The organism is Paracoccus sp. C2R09 (assembly GCF_018860625.1).
Lineage (GTDB): Bacteria > Pseudomonadota > Alphaproteobacteria > Rhodobacterales > Rhodobacteraceae > Paracoccus.
Genome location: NZ_JAHKQB010000029.1, coordinates 523,834 through 544,696 on the forward strand (window position 1 = coordinate 523,834; position 20,863 = coordinate 544,696).

Sequence of the window (20,863 nt, forward strand, 5' to 3'; positions counted from 1 at the left end):
GAGCGGCCTTTCAAAACAGAAGCTTGTAGGACAGGCTGAGCGACCCGCCCAGCATGCCCGGACCGGGGCTGGAGCCGCGATTCCACGGCCACCGGTTCGAGCTGTAGTTGGAATAGTTCAGCTGAATGCGATCGTTGATCTTGTAGCTGGCGGTATAGCTGTAATCGGGGTTCCAGGGTTCCTGCGTTCCCGAGGGATAGGCATAAAGCGTCAAACCCAGCCGCAGCTTGTCGTTCACCGTCATCCCGCAACTGAGAGAGCCTGAATCGTTGCCCGGATTGGACAATCCGATGCTAACTGAACACTGCGCCTCTCGGTCCATGGGCAACGGCAATGGCGGCAGCTTGTAGGAAGCCCGCAAGCTGCCCGTCAGCAGCGACGAGATCAAATCCGAATTTCCGCCCGAGAAACGCGCGCTGTAGTTCGAATAGCCGAGGCTCAGCTTCTCGGTCACGCGCATGTTCAGCGCATAAGTGAAATCGGGATCCCAGGGCGCCTTCTGCCCCGAGATCGGGAAATGGATCAGTGCCAGCGACAGCGACACCCGTTCTTGGAGGCGCACATTGCACCCCAAGCTGACCCGCGCCTTGCCATAGGCATCCTCGTAATCGTTGGGGTCGGTATATTGCAGCCCCATGCCCGTGGTAAGCGAGCAGGCCAGCTTGAACCGTTCGGCCAACGTTCTGGGTCGGTTATCCTCCGGGGGCGGGGGCGGGGCAGTGACGGGTGCAGCAACGTCGCCAACCGGGGTCGCTGCCACCACCGCACGCCTGCGGGGTTCGGGGACGGAACAAGCATCGGGATAGAAAGGATCGGGTTCGAGACAATCAACCTCGGGCGGCAGAAGGTTATTCTGATCGATTTCGGGTTCAGGATCGGCAGGGTCTGCCTCGGCAGGTTCCTCGGGCAAATCCTCTGCCAGGGGCAGGACGGGGCCTTCGAACTGAGCAGCGGGCGCAGGATCGGGCGGAGGCGGGGGCCGTGTGCCGGTTCCGGCCAGGATCCATTCCGCCAGGTATTGCGCGGCGTCCAGCCCCGTGACATTCCCCTGCGGCAGGGGAGGTTTCGGTGCCGCGATGGCGGGAACGATCATGATCACACCCGTATCGTTCGAAATCCGGCATTCCTCGCCCCTTGTGCATTTCAGCATGTATTCGGCGAAGGGACGTCCGGATGCTGCCACGATGATGGCCGATGCATCGGGAAACAGCCTGTAGGTGAAATCTCCAATACGTCCGGTTTGAAAGCGCGACCAGCTGAAGACATTGGGGGCATCGTGCAGCACCTCGACGGCGTCGGGCACTGCGAAGTCTTCGGTGTGGATGCTGCGTGGTCCAGGTACGATCTGGCGCCAATCGGGCGGCGTCGCGGGTTTCAGCTCGGAAGGCCATACGAGGGGCATATTTGGGGGCATATCGGAGGCGACATCCTGCGCCGAGGCGGGGACCGACATGGCCATCAGCGCGACCAGCGCCCTGCCCCAGCCATGTCCGCAGGTCCCCACACCGTCACTCCTGACACATCTTGCCGTTCAGCGCCCGGATCGCGCCCTCGATCGACATGGCCGGTCCTTCAGGACCAAGCGCGGCTTCGATCGCCTTACGCGTCCGCCCGCCCATCACGCCGTCATCCGGTCCCGGATCCTCACCCGCTGCGATCAGAAGCCGCTGGAGGGTCTGGACGGTCGAGGTGCCCGCTATGATCGTTTGCAACCCGCATTCGCGATCTGGCTGCAGCGAGGGGCCCAGATCGACGAGGTTTTCGGCGATGGGGCCGTCCGATTGTGCTTCCTGGTTCTCATCGATGGCTGCCGGGCGGTCGACCTTGGTCGGGGCGACGGGGGCTGCCTTTGCGGGAACATCATTGCTTTGCACGATCCCTGCAGCTGTCGCGATGCCTGCCACGGAATCGATGGCCCGATCTGGGTCGGTGACGCCTGCATCGGCCGGCAGCCCCGCCACCTGCGCCGGCGTGGGGCGCATGAAATCCTGTGCCGAGACTGGCTGGCCCGTCAGGCACCGTTCCAGCGCGTCGGCCACGGGGATTGCCCCTTCGGGCGCGTCCGCTGTCTGGCGGGTGCAGCCACCCGCAGCGCCGCATTCGATGGCGATCTGCCAACTGGGTGCGGTCAGGCTGTCCGAGAGCAGCCCGGAATAATCGCTGGCCAACTGATAGGCGAAGCCCGCCACGCGCCCTTCCTGCCAGATCCCGGGATAGCGGGCGGTCGGCACGTCCGAACTGCGGCGCTCGACATTCTGCGCACCGGGCAGCGGGGTGTCGAAATTCGCGCCCACGCAAGGGACTGCCTGCGCGGCCCCCGCACTTATCAGCAGGATGACCAGCGCATGCTTCATGGGGCGACCCTCGTCAGTGGACCAGTCGCCTTGAAGGCCAGCGCGGCAAGCACGACCGCATTGGTGTTCGCCGTGGTCGAGCCGTTCACTTCTCCCGTTTCCTCGTAGATGCCTTCGGGCCAGCCCTTTTCAGGATCGGCAAAGCCCTCGACCGCATCGACCAGTTGCGCGGTGTATTCCGTGCCGAACAGCGCGTCCCAACCGAAGGCCGCCTTGGTGGCCATGGTGCGGCGGCTGTCGATGCGTTCGCCTTGAAAGGTCATCACGGCCCAGGGCGCTCCACCGCCCCAGATCGTGGAATATGCGAAATATGGCGCCTCGCTCAGGTGACTTTCAGTCACGGCCGTCAGCTTGCCCGTATCGGCATGACGGGCCTCCTGCGCGCGATAAATGGCGGTAGCGAAGCGTCTGGAGCGGTCGTCGAAACCGAATTCAAGCCCATCGAACAGATAGGGCTCGCTGACCACGAAGGCGGGGGTGGACGCTCGGTGCAGCCGGGTATCGACGGGAATGGGATGCCCCTCGACCTGCTTTACCATCAGATCGCCCGCCACGTCATAGGCGCGATAGACATCGAAACCAAAGGACATCATGGCCTTGGCCGCATATTGTTCGTAGCCGACGCGCCCCTCCTGGTTCTCGCGGATATCGTCATTGGTGACATTGGTACCGATCAGCTCGCCGTCCTTCACCATCCGGTCCAGCCGCCAGCGGCCGAGCAGCGCCTCGACCTCTGGCGCAAGATCGGGGTGGTTGCGTTCGACCAGCCCGAGGGTACCCACGATCCGCGCGATGTCCAGCGCCGACCATCCCAAGCCAAGCTCCACCGGCTGGTTGGCATAGTTCACGAGCTGCAGCGTCCCGGTATGATAGGCCTTGTTCGGCAGCAGGTCCTGGAACAGACGCAGCTTCGACAGGCTGTTCAGCACGCGGGCGATGCGGTCCTGCGCCTCGGCGTCCTCGATCAGACCAAGCCGTTCGGCAGACAGGATAGCCACGAGATAGGACCCCGTTTCCCACATGGTGGTCGAGGGATAGTTGTGGACCGAGTTGGCCAGCCCCGTCTTGTCGTTCACGTTGTTCCGAAAATAGGTCCAGGCGATCTCCGCATGCTCCAGATCGCGCTCGCTACTCTCGCCCCGGATGGCAAGAGGCAGCGGTTCGAGATCGAGGAAGGGCTGCATCACGTCGGGTCCGTTCCCTGCAATCGGCTCGGGCTCGCCGAGGGTTTCCAACCACATGACAAGCAACAGGCCCAGAATCAGTGCAAGGATCATGACGATATGCCCCCGCGCTCGGGACAGGTTATCACGAAAGCTCATGCCGCGGACTCCTCGGTCTCGGGTGGCTGCCAGAGGGCGGCGGCAATGATGCCCGCCATGGCCACGCAATTGTTCAATCCCCACAGTGCGTTCGTCACCACGCCGGTCAGGGTATGCGGGGTCCCGCCCGCCGCTAGCATCGCGAAGCCCCAGAGAACCCCGGTCGCCGTCATCGCCAGCACGGCCAACTGCGGTCGCACCAGCTTCAGGAAGCGGCCCGACTGGCGGTCCTTGGGCGTGACGGGGAACGAGATCTTTCGACCCCGCGCCACCGCCCAGATCGCGCGCAGCCCGACCGAGAAGAAGGCAAGGTAGCTGGCCTTGGATGCATATCCTGCGATGCCCCATGTCCCGACCATCATGGCCAGTTCCAGCAGGATCATGAAGGGGATCACATGGACGAAGAAGTCGTTGGAATAGGCCGAAACTGGCGCGATGCCAGTGAACAGGTAGATCGCGGGCGCGAACAGGAACATGACGTTCCAGATCGCACCCAGATAGCTGTAGAAGGTCGCGCCATACATCATGCGCTGCGGCAGGGTCAGACCTTTGCGGAACAGCGAATTGTCGTTGAACATGATGTCCAAGCTGCCGCCTGCATATTTGTAGCGCTGTATTGTCCAGGTCAGCAGGTCCTGCGGCGACAGCATCCGGCTTTCGACGTAGGGGTGCTGCCAGGATTTCCAGCCACGTTCGCGGTCCGAATGAAGCACGATCGAGGTATAGATGTCCTCGGACACGTGAAAACGATATGGCGTCAGCACCTCGGCAGTGACGGCCTCGGTGCGGATCGCCTCGAGCAGTTCGGGCGCGACGCGGCGTTCGCGGCTCTCGAGCGTGATCTCTTCCTCGGCAGCGATGACGCGGCGTTCGACCGCCTCGCCAAAGCTGCGCAGCGCGGCCTCCATTACGGCCTCTCGGCGGTGGATCGACCCCGCGCCGCAGCAGAATGCGGCATTCACACGGTTCCGACGGCGCTGGATGACGTCGTAGAACATCTGCGGGTCGTTCACGAACGGGTCTGCGCCGAAGCGCATCTCGCCGGTGACGCGCTGGATGGACCGACCGATGCGTGCTCCCCGCTCCCCGAAGCGCGACCCCAGCACCTGCGGCAGGGTGCGCCCCTCTGGCAGGTCATAGAACCATTGCGGCGTCTGGACCCAGGCCATCTTCGGATCGCGGAAATACCCCGAGGTCCGCGACAACATCGTCGGGAAGGGTCGCGTATCGGCATCGCAGATCAGGATCAGATCGCCCGAGGTCCGCTCCATCGCGTTGCGCAGGTTGCCGGCCTTGAAGCCCTCGTTCCCTTCGCGCGTGATGTAACCTACCCCCTCCTGCTCGGCCACGGCGCGCATCTCGGGGCGGCTGCCATCGTCGAGCACGTGGATGCGGATGTCGATCGGATGGGGATAATCCAGCGCTTTGGCATCGGCGATGCCCAGCCGGACCAGTTCGGGTTCCTCGTTATAAGTCGCGAACAGCACATCGACCGAAATAGGACGCCCCGGATCGGGACTGGCCGGATCGATCTGGTCCACGGTCGCGGGCGCATCGGGCAGCGTCACCGGCTGGTCGCGCCACAGGTTGTAGACAAAAAGAACCAGCCCCACATAGGCGCAGGTCTCGGCCAAGACCAGTGGCAGGGCAAACCACAACGCCTCGTGATTCAGCGAATGGCCCCAACGCCAGGTTACATACCAGCCCCCCACGACCAGCGTGATGACGGCAAGGAACTGCCACAGCATCTCGCGCGCGGCGGAATAAGGAAGCGGCTCGGGGGGACGGCGATCCTCGAACGCGCGGAAATAGTCGTCCATCATGCGTCGATCATCCCTGCCCCGCGACGGTTCCGCGGGTCTTCCATGGCGCGGGACCCAGACCGATGGTCCAAGCCAGAAGCGCCGTTCTCTCGATCACGCGGGCAACGCCATAAGCTGCTGGCAGCACGACGGCAAAGCGCAGGATCACCAGCCATGCGGGCGCCAGCATCGCGGCCGCGCCCGACTTGACGACCAGCACGTCGAATATGTCGATCACCATCGGATGCACGAGGTAGATGCCGAAGGTATATTTCGCCATTCGCGACCAGCTGGGCGACCAGTCCGCATATTGGCGTCCGAGGAACAGGCAGAACATGAACAGCGGCATCAAGAAGTGGCCGTAGTAATCCCAACCCGTCCTGATCCCCCACTGCCCCGTCAGCAGCGCCGATCCGAAGAAGGGCATCGTCGCGATATAGGCGATCGAGGCAAAGTAGAACGCCCCCTTGCGGATGAGCTTGGACTCTCCGCGCGGCAGCCCTTCTTGCCAGAGCGAGTAAAGAGCGAATGCCGCGAAACCGTATCCAACATAGCCCCAGACCTTGGTGATCCGCACGAGGTAGTCCCGCGTCAGTGGCGTGATATCCAGCGTCCAGAAGAAGCTCTGGACATGATCCATCGCGCCGAGCGTGGCGAAGAGACCGACCCCCAGGATGGGGTATCGCATGGCCAGCCGCATCACCGGATAGAACAGGAAGATCGCAAACAGCGTGGGCAGGAAGTGCATGTGATATTGCGACTTGCCCAGCAGAAAGAACGACACCCAGGTCTCGACCTCGGATATCTGTTCCAGATATTGCGGCGCATAGCCGAAGGCCTGCGCCTTCATCAGCCGGAACAAGCCGTAAAACAGGGTCCAGAAGGCGAAGGGCACCAGCAACCGCTCGGCCTGCGCGCTGATCGCGTTGCGATAGCTGGGGCGATGCCGGTCGATCCTCAGCGCCATCAGGAACAGCGAAAAGAAGAAGAACATCTCCGAGCCCGAAAACTCTCCGAGCGAGCGAAGGAAAACCGGCACGATGCGTTCGCCCACGGTGGCGTCAGGGAAGGGCCGCCCCGAGAAGTCGGTCGTGCTGTGGATCAGCACGACGCCCACCGCCGCGCAGACGCGGTTGGCATCGAACCAGATCATCCGTCCCTTGGCGTTCATGGCGAAGCCCATTCGGCGCGGCAGGCGGCAGGCAGAACGACGCGCGGTTCAGGCTTGGCGAACTCCTGTTCCTCGGGGCGGCAATCGGTAGCGGCGATGCCGTTCTCGCGATCCAGCGGGCGGCAGTACTTGAACTCGTCCCACGGAACGGTCGGCTGGATCTCGGCGCTTGCAGCGCAGGCGCAGCAGGTCGCTTCCACCACCATCTTCTCGGGCAGGCACTTGTTCGCGCGGATATCCGTACCGCTATAAGCCATGTCCCAGAAGCTGGTATTGTCGTTCTTGAACTGCATGATCGGCCCCTGCACCTTGTAGAGCAGCGAGGCGAGGATGATGCCATTGTTGTTGGCCGTCCGCAGCGGAATGTAGCCGTTGCCGTTCTCGTAGAGGCCTTCGTAAAAGCCTCCTTCGGGGTCGGACAGATCGGCCACCGTCTCGAACAGAAGATCCGTGTAGGGCACGTCCCACAGCGCCCACATCCCTAAGGCCGCCTTGGACGCCACGGCAGCGCGGTCGGGCTGATAGACGTCGCTCGGGTCCAGCGTGTTCCAAGGGTATCCGTCCGCGAAGATCGAGTCATAGACGAAGTAGGGTTTTCCCTCGACCTGATGTTCGGACCGGGCCGTGATGATGCCCGTCGCCTCGAAGCGGCGCTGCTGTACCAAGAAAATGCGATGGGCGAATTCCGCCCGCCATCCTTGCGATGCAACGCCCGGACCGTCCGCGTCGGGCACCGGCAGGTCCCAGCCCATCTCCAGCCCGTCCAGTAGATAGCTTTCGGTCAGGACATAGTTCTGGTTGTGGAACACCCGCGGATCGCGCCCGTCATACGGCACATCCACGTCGTAGATGTTGGTATATTTCAGCGGATGCGGGTCCAGCGCACCGGCTACGTCGAAGCCCCACAGCGCAAAGCCCTTGGCGGCATATTCCTCGTAACCCAGCCGGCCTTCCTGGACATAGCGCGTCTGGTTGTCGCCCCCCACGATCGAACCGAACAGCCGCCCGTCATCAGCCACGATATTGCAGTAGTTCCAGCGCATCGGAACGTTGTCCACGCCGTTCGCGAGATATGGATAGCGTTCCTTGAGGATGCGCAGCCAGACCAGCATCCGCCCCATGTCCAGCACCGAGAAGCCCACCTCTCCAGGCTGGTTGGCATAATTCACCTTTTCGCCGGTCTGGGTGTTGTAGACCTTGTTCGGGGCCTCGCCGCGATAGAGGTCAAGATTGCGCAGCGTGCCAATCAGCTTGGTCGCGCGGCGGTCGAATTCACGCTTGTCGATGATCCCCAGTTCGTAGGCGGAAACCAGACCGCTGATATAGGACGCCGTGTCCCACAAAGTGGTCGAGGGATAGGACCCGACCGCGTTCACGAGGCCAGTATCCTCCTGGTAGCTGTTCACGAAATACTGCCAGGCGCTGCGCGCCATCTCCATCTCGCGTTCGGTCAGCGCCCCATGGCGGCCGAAATGATCGCCCTCCTCGACAGGGCGGGACATCAGGAAATCGCGGCGCGATTGCCGGTTCGGATCGCGCAGAGCCGGCGGCAGCAGGTCGCCGATCGGCGTGTCGCCGGGAAACAGCGGCAATGCCGGGTCCGCCTGATTCGTGACCGGATCGGGCACTGCATCGCTTTCCTGCGACTGGGCCGGGAATGTCCCTTCGTCGATGACGAGAGCCCCCAGCAGAAGGGTTGCCACGACGGCAATTCCGAGACGCTGCATCCTATCCTCCTGTTGGCGGCTGATCGCCGCTTTCAATCCGATCGACGGCAGCCTTCAGTTCGGCGCGAAGAAGCCTTACCTGTTCCAGCACGTCGCATTGCAATTCGGGATCGGCCTCGCCCGCGCGGCGTTGGTCCTGCAGTTCCCGGCAGCGTTCTGCCAACGACGAACAGCCGACCGTATCGAGAATGCCGATGAAGGAATGGATCGCCCGGCGCTGTTCACCGCCGTCAGGTGTCTCCGGTTCCGCCATCGCCCCAAGGTGCCGGTCCAGATCGGAGATCGCGGCCCGCAGAAGCGAGGGTACGACCTTCTCGCCCAGTTCGGACTGCAGTTCACGGATCCGGTCGTGAAGTTCCCCCAGGTGGCGCAATGCAGGCGCTGGCCGTTCGACAGGGACCATGGGCTTGCGGGCACAAAGGACAAAAGCCGCAGCCACAAGGATCACGGCCAGTCCCAGAATTCCCCAGATCATGCCCGCCCCCCCTGATCGAAGCGCAGGCGCAGACGGTTACTTCCTTCGGCGGGCTCGAATTCGACATGATCGGCCAGCGCCGCGATCAGCGACAGGCCGCGCCCGTCCACCTGCATCGGGTCCAGTTCATCCGGGGCCGCCAGATCGTCATAGAGATCGCCCGGACTCCGGTTGCCGGCGTCCACGATCTCGACCCAAACGTGATCGGCCTCGCGACCGGCGGTCAGATGGATCGCTTCGGGGGTGCCGCTGGACTGCGCATGCTTGACCGCATTGGTCAGCGCCTCGGCTAATACGATCTCGACGCAGTCCAGCCGATCGGCATCCAGCAGGGGTGACAGCGCCAATCTCAGCTTGGGAAGGACATGATCGATCTCGACCTGATCCGGCTTGATATCGGCGCTGTAGATCATCACGCGCGCTCGTTCATCGCAGCGATGGCGGTGTCACGGTCACGATAGACGGCGAAGACCCGGTCCATCCGGGTAATCCCGAACATCTTCTGCACGCTGCCGCTCAGCCCGCAGATCGCAATTTCGCCGCGATTGCCGATGCGCTTGAGAACACCGACCATGGCGCCGATCCCCGATGAATCCACGAACTCCACGCCGGACATGTCGACCAGCAACCGGTCCTCCCCCTTCTCAAGAAGGGCCAGTAATTCATCGCGGAACCCGGTCGCATTGGCGGCTGTAAGCCGCTCCAGTCGGGGTTCGATCACGCAAATTCCCTCGCCTATTCCAGGCAGCGCCTTGATCATCGTTCGTTTCTCCTTTCGCAGACAAGGACGCTCAGATCGTCATCCAGTGGGCGTCCAGCCCGCCATTCTGTCAAGGCCGCAACCAGTCGTTGCGGAATATGCGATGGTTCGCGCGCGGCACGACGAACACAGTCGGCGATGCGGGAATCCTCGAATGCCCGGCCTTCGGCATTTTCGGCCTCGTGTGCACCATCCGAGACCAGCATCAGCGAATGGCCTTGCGGGAATGCGGTCTGACCCTGCTCGTAGGTGATCGTGTCGATCAGGCCGACTGGAAAACCACCGTCGCCCACGTGATCAAGATCGCCCTCACGCGAAACGATGATCGGCGAGGGATAGCCTGCTTGGCAGTAGTGAAGCCGGTCCGCAGCCCGGTCGATCACGCCGCAGAACATGGTGAAGTAGTCATGACTGTCCGGGTCGTGAAACCGGCGGTTCAGCGCCGCCACCAGAGCGTGCGGTGCAGGTACGCCGCTGCCGTCGTTGATCTGGCTGCGGAAGTAATCCGCCGTCATCAGGTGCCCGAGCGCGACCGACAGAAGCGACGCATGGACCCCGTGCCCTGCGACGTCGGCGGCATAGAAGCCGGTCAACCCGTCACCCAGATCATAATAGGCGAACATGTCACCCGACAGGATGTTCGACGGTACAAAGGCCGAATGGAAGGTGCAGCCCCCCGTTGTCCGATGCGGCTCCGGCAGAAGTCTGCGCTGCGCGTTGGCAGCGGCGCGGATATCTTCCTCGATGCGTTCCTTCGCGGCGGCGACGGCAGCGTTTCGGTCGGCCAAAAGCTGTTCATGACGCAGAAGCCGGGTCACGCTTCGGACCCGTGCGGTCAGACTGGCGGTATCCAAGGGCTTGGCCATGAAGTCGTCGACCCCGGACTCGAGCGCCCTTTCGCGTTCGCGACGCTGGTCGCGACCCGTGACCATAAGGATGTGGACATACCGCTCGGCATTGTCGGCCCGGATCTGACGGGCCAGCTCGTGCCCGTCCATTCGCGGCATATCCAGATCGCAGATCAGAAGCTGTGCCGCAGTGTTGCGCAGAAGTTCCAGCGCACTGACCCCGTCACCGGCCTCGAGCGGTTCGAAGCCCAGCTTTCGCAGGATGGCCGAGGTGTACATGCGCTGCACGGCATCGTCATCGGCCACGATGACAATGCGTCCAAGCGCCTCGTCACCTTTGCTGATCGCGATCTGGCGGGCGTCCACAGGCACCTCCCTCACCGACTCGTTACAATCAGAGCCTAATGCGAAAGGTCAGAAACACAACCAAAGGGCTAACGCAAGGCTCCCAATGGGCAGAACGCCCATCAGCGGGTCATTTCGCCCCCATAATCCGATCAAGCTGCCAGATGCTGCGGGAATAGACCGTCTCGGTCTGGTATTTCTCATCCTCGTCATAAGGATAGATCACCCAGAGCGGACCCTTGTCGCGCGGGGACATCACCTCGCCGTCCTGGAGATAGGCGATGATGGGTGCGTTCTCGTCGATCTCGTCCACCGGGATCTCGACGGCGTAATCGTTGATGGCGGTGGCCATCACGCTGCCGCTGTCGATGCCGGCCTCGGCCAGCAGGACCGAAAGTGCGACGCCGGTAAAGCTGCTCTCACCCTCGGTCCAGATGGTCGAAGTGGTGAATTCCACCTTGGGCAGTTCCTGCAGGGCGTCCAGATCATATTCGAACTGGTCGCCCGCAGCCGTCACGGTCAGCAGCACATCGCCCGCAAGCGCAGGCGAAGCGGCCGCGATCCCGGCGACTGCGATCGCAGCCATGATTGTCTTGCGATTGAACATCTCGAATGGGCTCCGTTCGATGGTGGGTATATCTGCAGCATACTATCCTCCATTCGTCAGGAATTCGTTAGCGCGCTTATGGCTAAAACCCTGTGCAAAAGGTTAGTCGCGGCGGCAGACCACCATCGATATGCCCGAGACGATGCACAATACCGCAGCCACGGAAAACAGCGTCGCGAAACCCGCGCGTTCGGCCAAAAGCCCCGCCACGGTTCCGATCACCATGCTGAGCCCGCCATCGAGACATTGGAAGAGCGTGAAATCGACGCCCCCCTGCGCCTGGTCGGACCACCGCATGAATTGCGCATAAAGCGCGGTAAATCCGAAGGACAGAAGCGCGCTGCCCGACACCAGACAGGTTCCCGCAAGGACCGGCACCGGCAATCCGCCCTGCGCGCCGATGGCAAGCACCCCGAGGCACATGAACTGCACCGCAAGCGCGATCAGCAGCGTCGTTCGGATGCCGTATCCGCGTACGACGAACCCGCCCAGAAGCGCGCCCAGCAGGCCCAGCACCAGGCTTCCGAAACCGCTCAGCGCACCCACGAAAGACAGGGGCAGGCCCAGATCGATCAGGAAGGGACCGAACATGCCCATCGCGAATTTCTGCGCCAGAACGAAGGTCGCGGCCAACAGCATTCCCTGCCTGATGCGCGGACGCGCAAGGGCGCGGCGCAGGCTGGGCGTGGCAATGACGGCCTCGGCCGGCGGGGCATCGCGGCTGGTCAGGGCGAACCATCCCAGCAGCAACGCGACCAGCAGGGCCAGCGTCCAGACCGCGCCGGTCCAGCCCATCGCCGCGACCAGCACCAGCAGAAGCCCCCCGCCGATCGCCGAGCCGACATAGGCGCCGCCAACCTGTGCGGCATTGCCCCAACCGTGCTGCGCCTGCGACAGGATGCCGACCGCATGTCCGTCCACCGCGATATCCGCGGTGGCCGTGGCCATCGCCACCAGCATCAGGCAGGCCAGAACCGGCAGCAGGGGCACCAGTCCCAGCCAGCCGGTGGCGATCAGTCCGCCCACCGCGACCATGCCGGTCGCCAGCAGGATCGTCGCGGTGCGCGGCCTTCGGCCGGGCCTGATGCGCCACCGTTCGACCTGCGGGGCCCAGAGGAACTTGAGCGCCCAGGGCGCGATCAGCAGCGACAGCAGGCCAATCCGGTCCAGCGGCAACCCCTGGTCGCGCAACACGGCAGGCAGCCCGCCCCAGGTCAGGCCGCCGATGACGCTCTGGGCGACATATGCCGCCCAAAGCCCTGACAGAACCGTCAGATTTCCTGCCCGAAGCATCAGAACCTGCGGCTGATGCTGGCCGTCCAGGTGCGGCCTTCGTCATTGTAGCAATAGCCTGCAGTGCAGGTCTGCTTCTCGAGGTCGAAGACGTTCTTGACGTTCAGCTGCATCTGCACGCCCTCGGCCTGCGGCAGGTCGTAGCTGACGGCCAGATCGACGAAGGTGCGGTCGTCATTGGTGATGCTGTTCTCGTCATCCCCATAGCTTTCGCCGACATAGCGCAGGCCCGCGCCCAGACCCAGGCCCTGCATCGGGCCGGCCTGCACGTCGTATTTCGCCCAGATCGACAGCGTGTCGTTCGGCGTCCCCGAAAGCTCGTTGCCATCGGTGCCGGTCGCGCCCTGGTCGATCTCGACCTCCTGGTGGGCATAGCTGGCGATCAGCGCCCAGCCATTGTCCCAGTTGGCCTGTGCCTCCAGCTCGATCCCGCGGCTGCTCAGGTCCAGCTGCCGCTGGCGGTTCACCTCGCCCGAGGCGTCCAGGACCACGCCATCGCGCTGATCGATATCGAACAGCGCCGCCGACAGCAGCAGGTTCGTGCCCTCGGGGGCGTATTTCACGCCGATCTCGCGCTGCGTGGATTGCGTGGCCTCGGCCGCGCGGCCCACATCGTCATCCGCACCGTCATAGACGAAGCCGGTATTGGGCGAGAAAGAGGTCGAGACGCTGCCATAGGCCATCACGCCGCCGGTGAAATCGTAGCTGAGCGCGACGCGCCCCGAACGCCCGGTATCGGTCTGGTCGGTCACGCTGCCGTCGGATGCGGTCGATTTCGTATCGACATGGTCCCAACGCGCGCTGACGAAGGCCTGCCATGCGTCCCATGCGATCTGGTCATGGACATAGATGCCCGCCTGTTCCGTCACCTGCGAACCGGCAAAGTCCAGATCCGCAGCCGCCGTCTGCGCCGCCGAGACGTAACCCAACGTGCTGGAACTGTCGTAATCGGACCGCGACACGTCGATGCCTGCCGTCACCTCGTGATCGAACGCGCCGGTCGCGACGCTCCAGCGGATGCCGCTGTCCAGGGTCTGGGTCTCGATCTCTTCGCGGTAATGGCCCCAGTAGCGGTTCAGCGAACCGGCCAGCGCGTAATAGCCGCTGTATTCCAGGTCCGAGGACACGCGGGCCGCGCGGAAGCTCTGGCGCAGGGTCAGGTCGTCGGACAGGTCATGTTCGACCTCGTAGCCGATGCGCCACTGGTCCTGATCGAAATCGTTGTAATCGGGATCGCCGTTATAGATGTCGGAGGCGACGCCATAGGACGAATTGTAGAAGGCTGCCGTGCCGCCCGTCGTCGAACGGGTGAATTCCGCAAGGATCGTCGCGCGCGTGGTGCCGTTGTCCCAGGTCAGGGCGGGCGCGACATAGAGCTTGTCGTCCTTGTACCCTTCCAGATCGGTGTTGCTGTCCCGATAGAGCGTGGTCAGGCGATAGCTGAAATCGCTGCCTTCGGAAACCGGCCCCGAGAAGTCGGCCGCGATCTCGGCACGGTCGTTGCCGCCGGTCGTCGCGCGGATCTCGGCATATTCGGTATCCTTGGGGCGCTTGGTGACAAGGTTCACCACGCCGCCCGGACCGCTGACGCCGAACAGCGACGAGTTCGGCCCCTTGAGCACCGCCACCCCTTCGAGGCCATAGGGTTCGGTCTTGAACCAGGCCGTGGGTGCGTTCACCTGGCGCAGGCCGTCGCGGAAATAGCCGTTGTAATAGGCCGGGAAGCCCCGGAGGAAGAATGCGTCATAGCGCGTGTCGAAACCGTAATTGTTTGGGTTCGCCCCGGACGTGTATCCAAGCGCCTCGTTCAGGGTGCGCGGTGCCTGATCCTCGACCTGATCCTGGGTGATGACAGAGACCGATTGCGGGATCCTGGCGATCGGGGTGTCCACGCGGGTCGCCTGGCGCCCGCTGATCGCGACATATCCGTCCTGCACCAGCGTCGTGTTGCTTTCGGCCTCCAGCGTGATGCCGGGCAGCATGTAGGGGGTATCCTGAGCCATCGCGGGAAGCGTCGCCGCATTGGCCAGAAGGAACGCGATCAGGGGTCTTTTCATCGGGATATGTCCGTCTTTTTCCGGGTGCCGTCATTCGGATGCACGAAGCAAGGCCTGCGAAACGGGGATCGCAAGCTGCATGAATTGCTGTCGTGGCAAGTGTCGATGATCGTTTGCTGATCGAATCTGTCGGGATTGTCAATTGCCCGACAGAAATACTATGCTAATAGACAGGCAAGCAGATCGGGGGCAGGCATGGCACAGTTGCGCAGCTACAGAAGCACGGGGCTGATCGGGCAATCATCGGGGGCGGCGGTGGCCGCACTGAAGGCGCGCGCCGCCGCGTGGGACGTGCCTCTGACCGAGAATGCCGAACAGCTGGCCATGTCCGTCTGGGGCTGCGAGCTGCGCCTGACGCCCCATGGCGACAGCCTGTCGGTCGATCTGGCCGCCCCCGAGGAAAGGCTGATCGGGACCCTGCGCGACAGTGCGACCGAGATCTTCGCCGAGGTCGGGCTGCAGGTCGCCTGGGATCACGTCGATGCCGGCGCGCTTGCCCCCGGATTGTCGTTGATGCGCGTCGCATCGGTCCACGACCTGACGCCCGGCTTCATCCGGGTGCGCCTGACGGGCGAAGATACCGCGCGCTTTACCGAAGGGGGAATGCATTTCCGCCTGCTGCTCCCCCCGGCGGGGCGCACGGCCATCTGGCCGCGCGTGCAGCCCACGGGGCGGGTCGGCTGGCCCGAGGGGGCAGATGCGCTGCATCGCGCGGTCTATACCGTGGCGGCCTATGGTCCGGGCTGGCTGGATTTCGACATCTTCCGCCATGCGGGCAGCCCTACCTGCGACTGGGCTGCCGACCGTGCCCTTGGCATGACAGTTGGCATCATGGGCCCGGGCGGCGGGACCTGCCCGACCGCGCCGCGCGTGCATCTGTTCGGGGATGAAACCGCCCTGCCCGCCATGCGCCGCATTCTGGCCGAGGCGCCGGGCGCGGTCACCGCGACGATCCGCGCGTCGGTCGCGGACCTGGGCGATCTGGCGCAGGATGCCCGCGTGCATTCGGCCGACGATCTGGTCTGGGCCGTTGCGGATACCGACATCGCCCCCGAAGATCACGTCTGGTTCGCGGCCAGCGCCGACGAATCCAAGTTTGCTCGCAAGGCGCTGATCGCGCGGGGCCATGCCAAGCGCGACATGATGATCGCCGCATACTGGTCCTGACCGGACCCCAAGTCATGCATTGAACGAAACCCTGCCATGCAATCGCCTAAAATTTCGTTCAGGCGGTTTCTGGCGCAGTTTTGTTCCGCTAGGGCAAGGGCCCGATAGCGGGCAGCGATGCCCGCCGCATAACCTTGGACGAATGACATGACCGACGCTTCCTCGACCGGGGGCATGGCCGAGCCATCGGCAGCCTCGACACCCTTGAACAAGCCAAGCAGGGTCCTGCTGGCAAGCCTGATCGGCACGACGATCGAGTTCTTCGATTTCTACGTCTATGCCACGGCTGCCGTGCTGGTCTTCCCCGCGCTGTTCTTCCCGGGCGAGGATCCGACGACGGCCCTGCTGGCGTCCTTCGCGACCTTCTCGATCGCCTTCTTTGCACGGCCCCTGGGCGCGGTGGTCTTCGGCCATTTCGGCGACCGTGTCGGCCGCAAGGCCACGCTGGTCGCGGCGCTGCTGACCATGGGCATCTCGACCGTGATCATCGGCATCCTGCCGACCTACAGCCAGATCGGCGTCATGGCCCCCCTGCTGCTGGCACTGTGCCGGTTCGGGCAGGGCTTCGGCCTCGGCGGCGAATGGGGCGGCGCGGTGCTGATCGCGACCGAGAACGCCCCTCCGGGCAAGCGCAGCTGGTACGGCATGTTCCCGCAGCTGGGCGCACCGGTCGGGCTGTTCCTGTCCTCGGGGATGTTCCTGCTGCTGCTGACCTTCATGTCGCGCGAGGATCTGCTGGCATGGGGCTGGCGCGTGCCGTTCCTCTTCTCGATCGTGCTGATCGCCGTCGGTCTGTGGGTCCGCCTGTCGCTGGCGGAAACGAAGGCCTTCCAGAAGGCCATCGACAGCCATGACCGCGTGTCCGTGCCCTTCGTCGAGGTGTTCCGCAACCACAAGCGCAGCCTGTTCCTGGGCACCTTCGTGGCGCTGGCGACCTTCGTGCTGTTCTATATCGGCTCGGCCTATCTTCTGTCCTACAACGTCAAGGTGCTGGAGATGACCCTGCCCGAGGCGCTGGAGGTGCAGGTCTGGGGCGCCATCGTCTTCGGCGCGCTGATCCCGGTGGCGGGCAAGGTCGCGGATCGCTGGAGCCGCCGGAACCTGCTGATCCTGGTGACCATCCTGATCGGGGCGTTCTCGTTCGCGCTGGACCCGCTGCTCAGCGGCAGCCGTTCGGGCGTCTTCGCCTTCGTCACCATCGCCATGGCGCTGATGGGCATCACCTATGGCGTCATCGGCGCGGCGCTGGCCGCCCCCTTCCCGACCCATGTGCGCTACACGGGTTCGTCGCTGGCCTTCAACTTCGCGGGCATCGTGGGCGCATCGCTGGCCCCCTATATCGCGACCTGGCTGCAGGCGAATTACGGTATGGGGTATGTGGGGTATTACGTGCTCGTGGCGGCGATCATCTCGCTGCTCTGCATCCTCGCCTCGGGCCGCAACGAGGTCTGATCATCGACGCGCCCTGCCGGAACACTCCGGCAGGGCGCAGGCCCTTCAGCCCGTAACGGGCTGGGCCGATCCGCGGGGCGATGCGAAGAACAGCGCCCCGGCGGCCAGGGATGGCAGCAACAGCCCCAGGCTCATTGGCAGGGCCGTGCTGCTGTCCCCCACCGCCACCAGCGACGACACCCCGAAGGCGATCGCGAATTGCAGCGCGCCCAGCAGCGCCGAACCGACACCCGCGCCATCAGGCGCCAGGTCCATCGCGATCGACATCGCATTGGCCGACAAAAGCCCCACCATCCCGATCGCGATCCACAAGGGCAGGATGAACAGCCACAGCTGATGCGTCCCCGAGATCGCCGCCAGGATCGCCGCCGCCCCGATGAAGACCGGCAGGCCTGCGCGAACGATCTGCGCGGGACGATAGCTGCGCAGCAGCAGCGTGTTCACCCGCCCGAAGATCACCAGCGCCGCCGCGACCAGTGCGAACATCAGCCCGAAGCTGACCGTATCCAACCCGAACACCCCCTGGAACACCGCCGAGGATCCGGTGATGAAGGCGAACATCCCCGATTGCACCAGCGCCGCCACCAGCGCCATCGCCAGGAAGCCGCGCCGCCGCAGCAGCATCGCGATACCGCGTGCGCCATCGACGAAGGGCCGCTTCTGACGGGCCTCGGGCGCAAGGGTCTCGGGCAGGATCGCCAGCGTCAGCACAAGGGCGATCGCGCTGATCACCGCCATGGTCACGAAGATCGAACGCCAGCCGAACGCCTCGAGCAGCAGGCTGCCGAGCGTGGGCGACACGATCGGCCCGACGGTCAGCAGCATCACCAGCACGGTCATCACCTGCGCCGCCTTCTGCCCGTGATAGAGGTCCTTGACCACCGCGCGGCCCACGACCATCCCTGCGCTGGCCCCGATGGCCTGGAAGAACCGCAAGGTGTTGAACACCGTGATGTCGTTCATCAGCGGCAGCGCGATCGAGGTGGCAACGAACAGCGTCGTTCCGAAGATCAGGGGCAGTTTGCGGCCGAAGCCGTCACTGGCCGGACCGATCAGCAATTGCCCGACGCACAGCCCAAGAAAGAAGATCGAGAGCGAGAATTCCGCCGCCGTGTGATCCGTGCCCATCGACTGCGCCAGATCGCCCATCGCCGACAGGTACATGTCCGTGGCAAGCGGTGGAAAGAGAGAGAGCAGCCCGAGGGTCCCTGTTATGGCGGCCGCCCGCCGCGCCGAAGGTGGTTTGATTTGCATGTTCATTCCGCTATTCTGGTATTAATGGACTTGGATCTACTTTACATAATAGACTGCCGTCCATCTATCAAGCGGGGGCGTGCAGAAGGGAGGCTGCGTGGGAGATATTGCAAAAAAAGCCGGACGTCCGATCAATCCCGAGGCAGGCGAGGCGTTGCGATCAGCAGCACTGAGGCTTGTCCGAGAGGAGGGCTACGAGAAGGTCTCGATCTCGGCCATCGTGAAGGAGGCAGGTGTCGCGCGGCAGACGCTCTATAATCGGTGGGACACCAAGGCCGAACTGGTGCTGGAGGCGGTCTTCGAGGAAACCGCGCGACAGGCCGCACCGCCGACGGACGATCGCGATCTGCCTTATGCCAGGCTGCTGGCCGATTTCCTGCAACGCATCTTCGCGCATCTGGAACGCGACGGCGACACAATGCGCGCCCTGATCGCCGCGGCCCAACAGGACCCGTCATTCGGGAACGCGTTCCACCAGAAATTCGTGGCCCCGAGAGAGGCGATGGTCACCGACCTGCTGCGCCGCGCGCAGGCCGCCGGTCAGCTCGACCCCGCGCGGGATGCGGACCTGCTGTCGCAGCTGATCCATGGTGCGCTCTGGTATCGGCTGCTGAACGACAAGCCGGTGGATGCGGATTTCGCATGTCAGGTCGTGGCCGAGGTCTTCAGGACCGAGATGTCCAGCGGCAACTGACATCGCGAACGGCCAGAAGATCGCCACGTCGGACAGCGCTCGGGCGCCCAAGGGTGGCGGTCACCTCGGTTGGTCGAGGGGCCGTGCCCCGGGGGATGTCGTGCCGCCGCGCCCGTCAGGCACCCGCGCCTTGCGGGCCTGCAAGGCAGGCGGCTGCAGGTCGCCTTCCCTCGGTCCGCGTCATGGGAGGTCCAGGAACATGGACAGGCGCAGTTTGCGAGCGTGATCCTCGATGCAATGCCGCGTCACGTCCCGCCCGCATTCGATCAGAGCCTGGCCCAGCACAAGCCCGTGAAAATAGGCGCGCAGGGTTCGGGGGTGGGTGTCCGCGCGTGCAGGTGATGGGTACAGCTCGGCGCGCAAGACAGGCTTAATGCCGGCCCGTTCAAGGCGAAGATCCAGGATCCGGCCCAGATCCTCTTCGTCCAGCAGCGAGGTTTCCCGCGGCCCCATGGTGAGGGAACGCCCAAAGGCGCCGCCATCGCGATTGAAACGATCGACGGCCAGGCTGAGCCCGCGCAGGGCGTCCCCACCTGCGCGGGCGCTGATATGGATGCTGCGCGGGCCGACCCCCCGGCGCTGATCGGCATCGATGCCCTGCAGAAACCTCACCAACCCGTCGATGGCGTCGTCGGTGATTTCATATCGCGGCATCGCATCCACAAGACGGCGGCCATCCGGTGCCAGACCGTCGCGCAAGGCCGCGGCGAAAGCAGCCCGATCATAAGGACCGCCCGCACGATCCCCGCGGCGGAGGCTGGCCCAGTCGATGGGCGGAAAGACGGTCGCACCTTCGGCGTCGCCCCGGGCATCTGCGCCGTGGCACCCGGCACAGGCGATCTGTTGGCCCGACATTCGCAGCCCCCCGAACAGGACGGCGCTGGCCCCTTCGCCCTGCAGGAACAGTGCCTGTCCCGGCTCCGTCTGGGCCAATGCGGGCGCCGCGACGATCAGACAGGCCGCGATCAGGCTTCGCATTCCGGCAGATCGCGCGTGAAGGACACCAGATCCTGCGGATCGGCCAGGCCCACGACCCGCGTGAAACGACCCGAACAGGGTCTGCCGATCAGAAAGATCGGGTCGTGATCCTCGATCGCGCCGGGCGGAAACCGAAGCGTGTCGAGGATCGGCTTCGTCCCGCTTGTGCCGCCCGTCAGCCACAGCCAGCCTTCACCGGCGCCGATCTGGGCCTTGGCGGTCCGCAGCTGTTCGGGCGTATCATTGGCCGGGTCGATGGAGATCGTCGCGATGACGACCTCATCTGCATTCGCACGCAGAAGGTCGTCTTCGACGCCCAGAAGGATGGCGTTGGTCACCGCGCAAAGCGATTCACAGCCTGTATAGGTAAAGCTGAGGATCAGCGGAGCGTCATGGGGCAGCATGTCCCGCAACCCGGCCGTCACGCCTTCGGAACTGGTGACCGGAAAATTCGGCAGGCTCAACCGTTCGATGCCGGCGGTCATATCGGTCATTCGATGGTCATGGTCATGCGCGTGTTCGTGGTGCTGCGCGGTGGCGGGCAATGCAAGAAACAC

At 64.1% G+C, this 20,863-nt stretch carries 19 protein-coding genes; 3 read left to right on the forward strand and 16 right to left on the reverse strand.

Annotated elements, in window-relative coordinates:
* Nucleotides 1–10: 10 nt before the first annotated feature.
* From KO490_RS14455 to KO490_RS14515, 13 genes are all read right to left on the reverse strand, one after another.
* Complete coding sequence (locus KO490_RS14455; RefSeq protein WP_216020088.1) at nt 11–1,303, reverse strand: hypothetical protein; 1,293 nt, start codon at nt 1,301–1,303, stop codon at nt 11–13.
* Between the two features lie 205 nt (nt 1,304–1,508).
* The gene (locus tag KO490_RS14460; RefSeq protein WP_216020089.1) at nt 1,509–2,354 is read right to left on the reverse strand and encodes a peptidoglycan-binding protein; all 846 of its coding nucleotides are present in this window, start codon (nt 2,352–2,354) and stop codon (nt 1,509–1,511) included.
* A complete protein-coding gene (locus KO490_RS14465) occupies nt 2,351–3,676 on the reverse strand; it encodes a DUF3131 domain-containing protein (protein ID WP_216020090.1) in 1,326 nt (441 codons plus the stop codon). The genes KO490_RS14460 and KO490_RS14465 overlap by 4 nt, the downstream gene beginning before the upstream one ends.
* Entirely contained in the window at nt 3,673–5,499 is a 1,827-nt protein-coding gene (locus KO490_RS14470; protein ID WP_252727189.1) for a glycosyltransferase, read from the reverse strand. Before KO490_RS14470 ends, KO490_RS14465 begins: the two co-directional genes overlap by 4 nt.
* A 7-nt stretch (nt 5,500–5,506) precedes the next feature.
* Nucleotides 5,507–6,649 carry an acyltransferase gene (locus tag KO490_RS14475; RefSeq protein ID WP_216020091.1) on the reverse strand — a complete coding sequence of 381 codons (1,143 nt, stop codon included), beginning with the start codon at nt 6,647–6,649 and terminating at the stop codon, nt 5,507–5,509.
* Entirely contained in the window at nt 6,646–8,376 is a 1,731-nt protein-coding gene (locus KO490_RS14480; protein ID WP_252727190.1) for a DUF3131 domain-containing protein, read from the reverse strand. The genes KO490_RS14475 and KO490_RS14480 overlap by 4 nt, the downstream gene beginning before the upstream one ends.
* A 1-nt stretch (nt 8,377) precedes the next feature.
* The gene (locus tag KO490_RS14485; protein ID WP_216020092.1) at nt 8,378–8,851 is read right to left on the reverse strand and encodes an Hpt domain-containing protein; all 474 of its coding nucleotides are present in this window, start codon (nt 8,849–8,851) and stop codon (nt 8,378–8,380) included.
* Complete coding sequence (locus KO490_RS14490) at nt 8,848–9,264, reverse strand: ATP-binding protein (RefSeq protein WP_252727216.1); 417 nt, start codon at nt 9,262–9,264, stop codon at nt 8,848–8,850. The genes KO490_RS14485 and KO490_RS14490 overlap by 4 nt, the downstream gene beginning before the upstream one ends.
* Nucleotides 9,264–9,611 (reverse strand): STAS domain-containing protein, encoded by a 348-nt coding sequence (locus KO490_RS14495; protein WP_216020094.1) that lies wholly within the window; start codon nt 9,609–9,611, stop codon nt 9,264–9,266. The genes KO490_RS14490 and KO490_RS14495 overlap by 1 nt, the downstream gene beginning before the upstream one ends.
* Complete coding sequence (locus tag KO490_RS16690; protein ID WP_303463269.1) at nt 9,608–10,825, reverse strand: PP2C family protein-serine/threonine phosphatase; 1,218 nt, start codon at nt 10,823–10,825, stop codon at nt 9,608–9,610. Before KO490_RS16690 ends, KO490_RS14495 begins: the two co-directional genes overlap by 4 nt.
* A gap of 109 nt (nt 10,826–10,934) precedes the next feature.
* The gene (locus tag KO490_RS14505) at nt 10,935–11,390 is read right to left on the reverse strand and encodes a molybdopterin-dependent oxidoreductase (RefSeq protein ID WP_252727191.1); all 456 of its coding nucleotides are present in this window, start codon (nt 11,388–11,390) and stop codon (nt 10,935–10,937) included.
* Between the two features lie 123 nt (nt 11,391–11,513).
* Nucleotides 11,514–12,704, reverse strand: coding sequence for an MFS transporter (locus KO490_RS14510; RefSeq protein WP_216020096.1), 1,191 nt, complete (start codon nt 12,702–12,704; stop codon nt 11,514–11,516).
* On the reverse strand, nt 12,704–14,761 hold the full coding sequence (locus KO490_RS14515; protein WP_216020097.1) for a TonB-dependent siderophore receptor: 2,058 nt from the start codon (nt 14,759–14,761) through the stop codon (nt 12,704–12,706). The genes KO490_RS14510 and KO490_RS14515 overlap by 1 nt, the downstream gene beginning before the upstream one ends.
* A gap of 195 nt (nt 14,762–14,956) precedes the next feature.
* Here KO490_RS14515 and KO490_RS14520 point away from each other — a divergent pair, with 195 nt between their 5' ends.
* On the forward strand, nt 14,957–15,928 hold the full coding sequence (locus KO490_RS14520) for a siderophore-interacting protein (protein WP_216020098.1): 972 nt from the start codon (nt 14,957–14,959) through the stop codon (nt 15,926–15,928).
* 147 nt (nt 15,929–16,075) lie between these two features.
* Nucleotides 16,076–17,380 (forward strand): MFS transporter, encoded by a 1,305-nt coding sequence (locus KO490_RS14525; protein ID WP_216020099.1) that lies wholly within the window; start codon nt 16,076–16,078, stop codon nt 17,378–17,380.
* 45 nt (nt 17,381–17,425) lie between these two features.
* Here KO490_RS14525 and KO490_RS14530 read toward each other — a convergent pair whose 3' ends face one another.
* Nucleotides 17,426–18,634: a multidrug effflux MFS transporter gene (locus KO490_RS14530; RefSeq protein ID WP_216020100.1), complete on the reverse strand. Its 1,209-nt coding sequence runs from the start codon at nt 18,632–18,634 to the stop codon at nt 17,426–17,428.
* Between the two features lie 97 nt (nt 18,635–18,731).
* Here KO490_RS14530 and KO490_RS14535 point away from each other — a divergent pair, with 97 nt between their 5' ends.
* Nucleotides 18,732–19,328, forward strand: coding sequence for a TetR/AcrR family transcriptional regulator (locus KO490_RS14535; RefSeq protein WP_303463352.1), 597 nt, complete (start codon nt 18,732–18,734; stop codon nt 19,326–19,328).
* Nucleotides 19,329–19,508: 180 nt separating this feature from the next.
* Here KO490_RS14535 and KO490_RS14540 read toward each other — a convergent pair whose 3' ends face one another.
* Together KO490_RS14540 and KO490_RS14545 are read right to left on the reverse strand one after the other, a co-directional pair.
* The gene (locus KO490_RS14540; protein WP_303463351.1) at nt 19,509–20,306 is read right to left on the reverse strand and encodes a c-type cytochrome; all 798 of its coding nucleotides are present in this window, start codon (nt 20,304–20,306) and stop codon (nt 19,509–19,511) included.
* Nucleotides 20,294–20,800, reverse strand: coding sequence for an SCO family protein (locus KO490_RS14545; RefSeq protein ID WP_216020102.1), 507 nt, complete (start codon nt 20,798–20,800; stop codon nt 20,294–20,296). Before KO490_RS14545 ends, KO490_RS14540 begins: the two co-directional genes overlap by 13 nt.
* Nucleotides 20,801–20,863 lie beyond the last annotated feature (63 nt).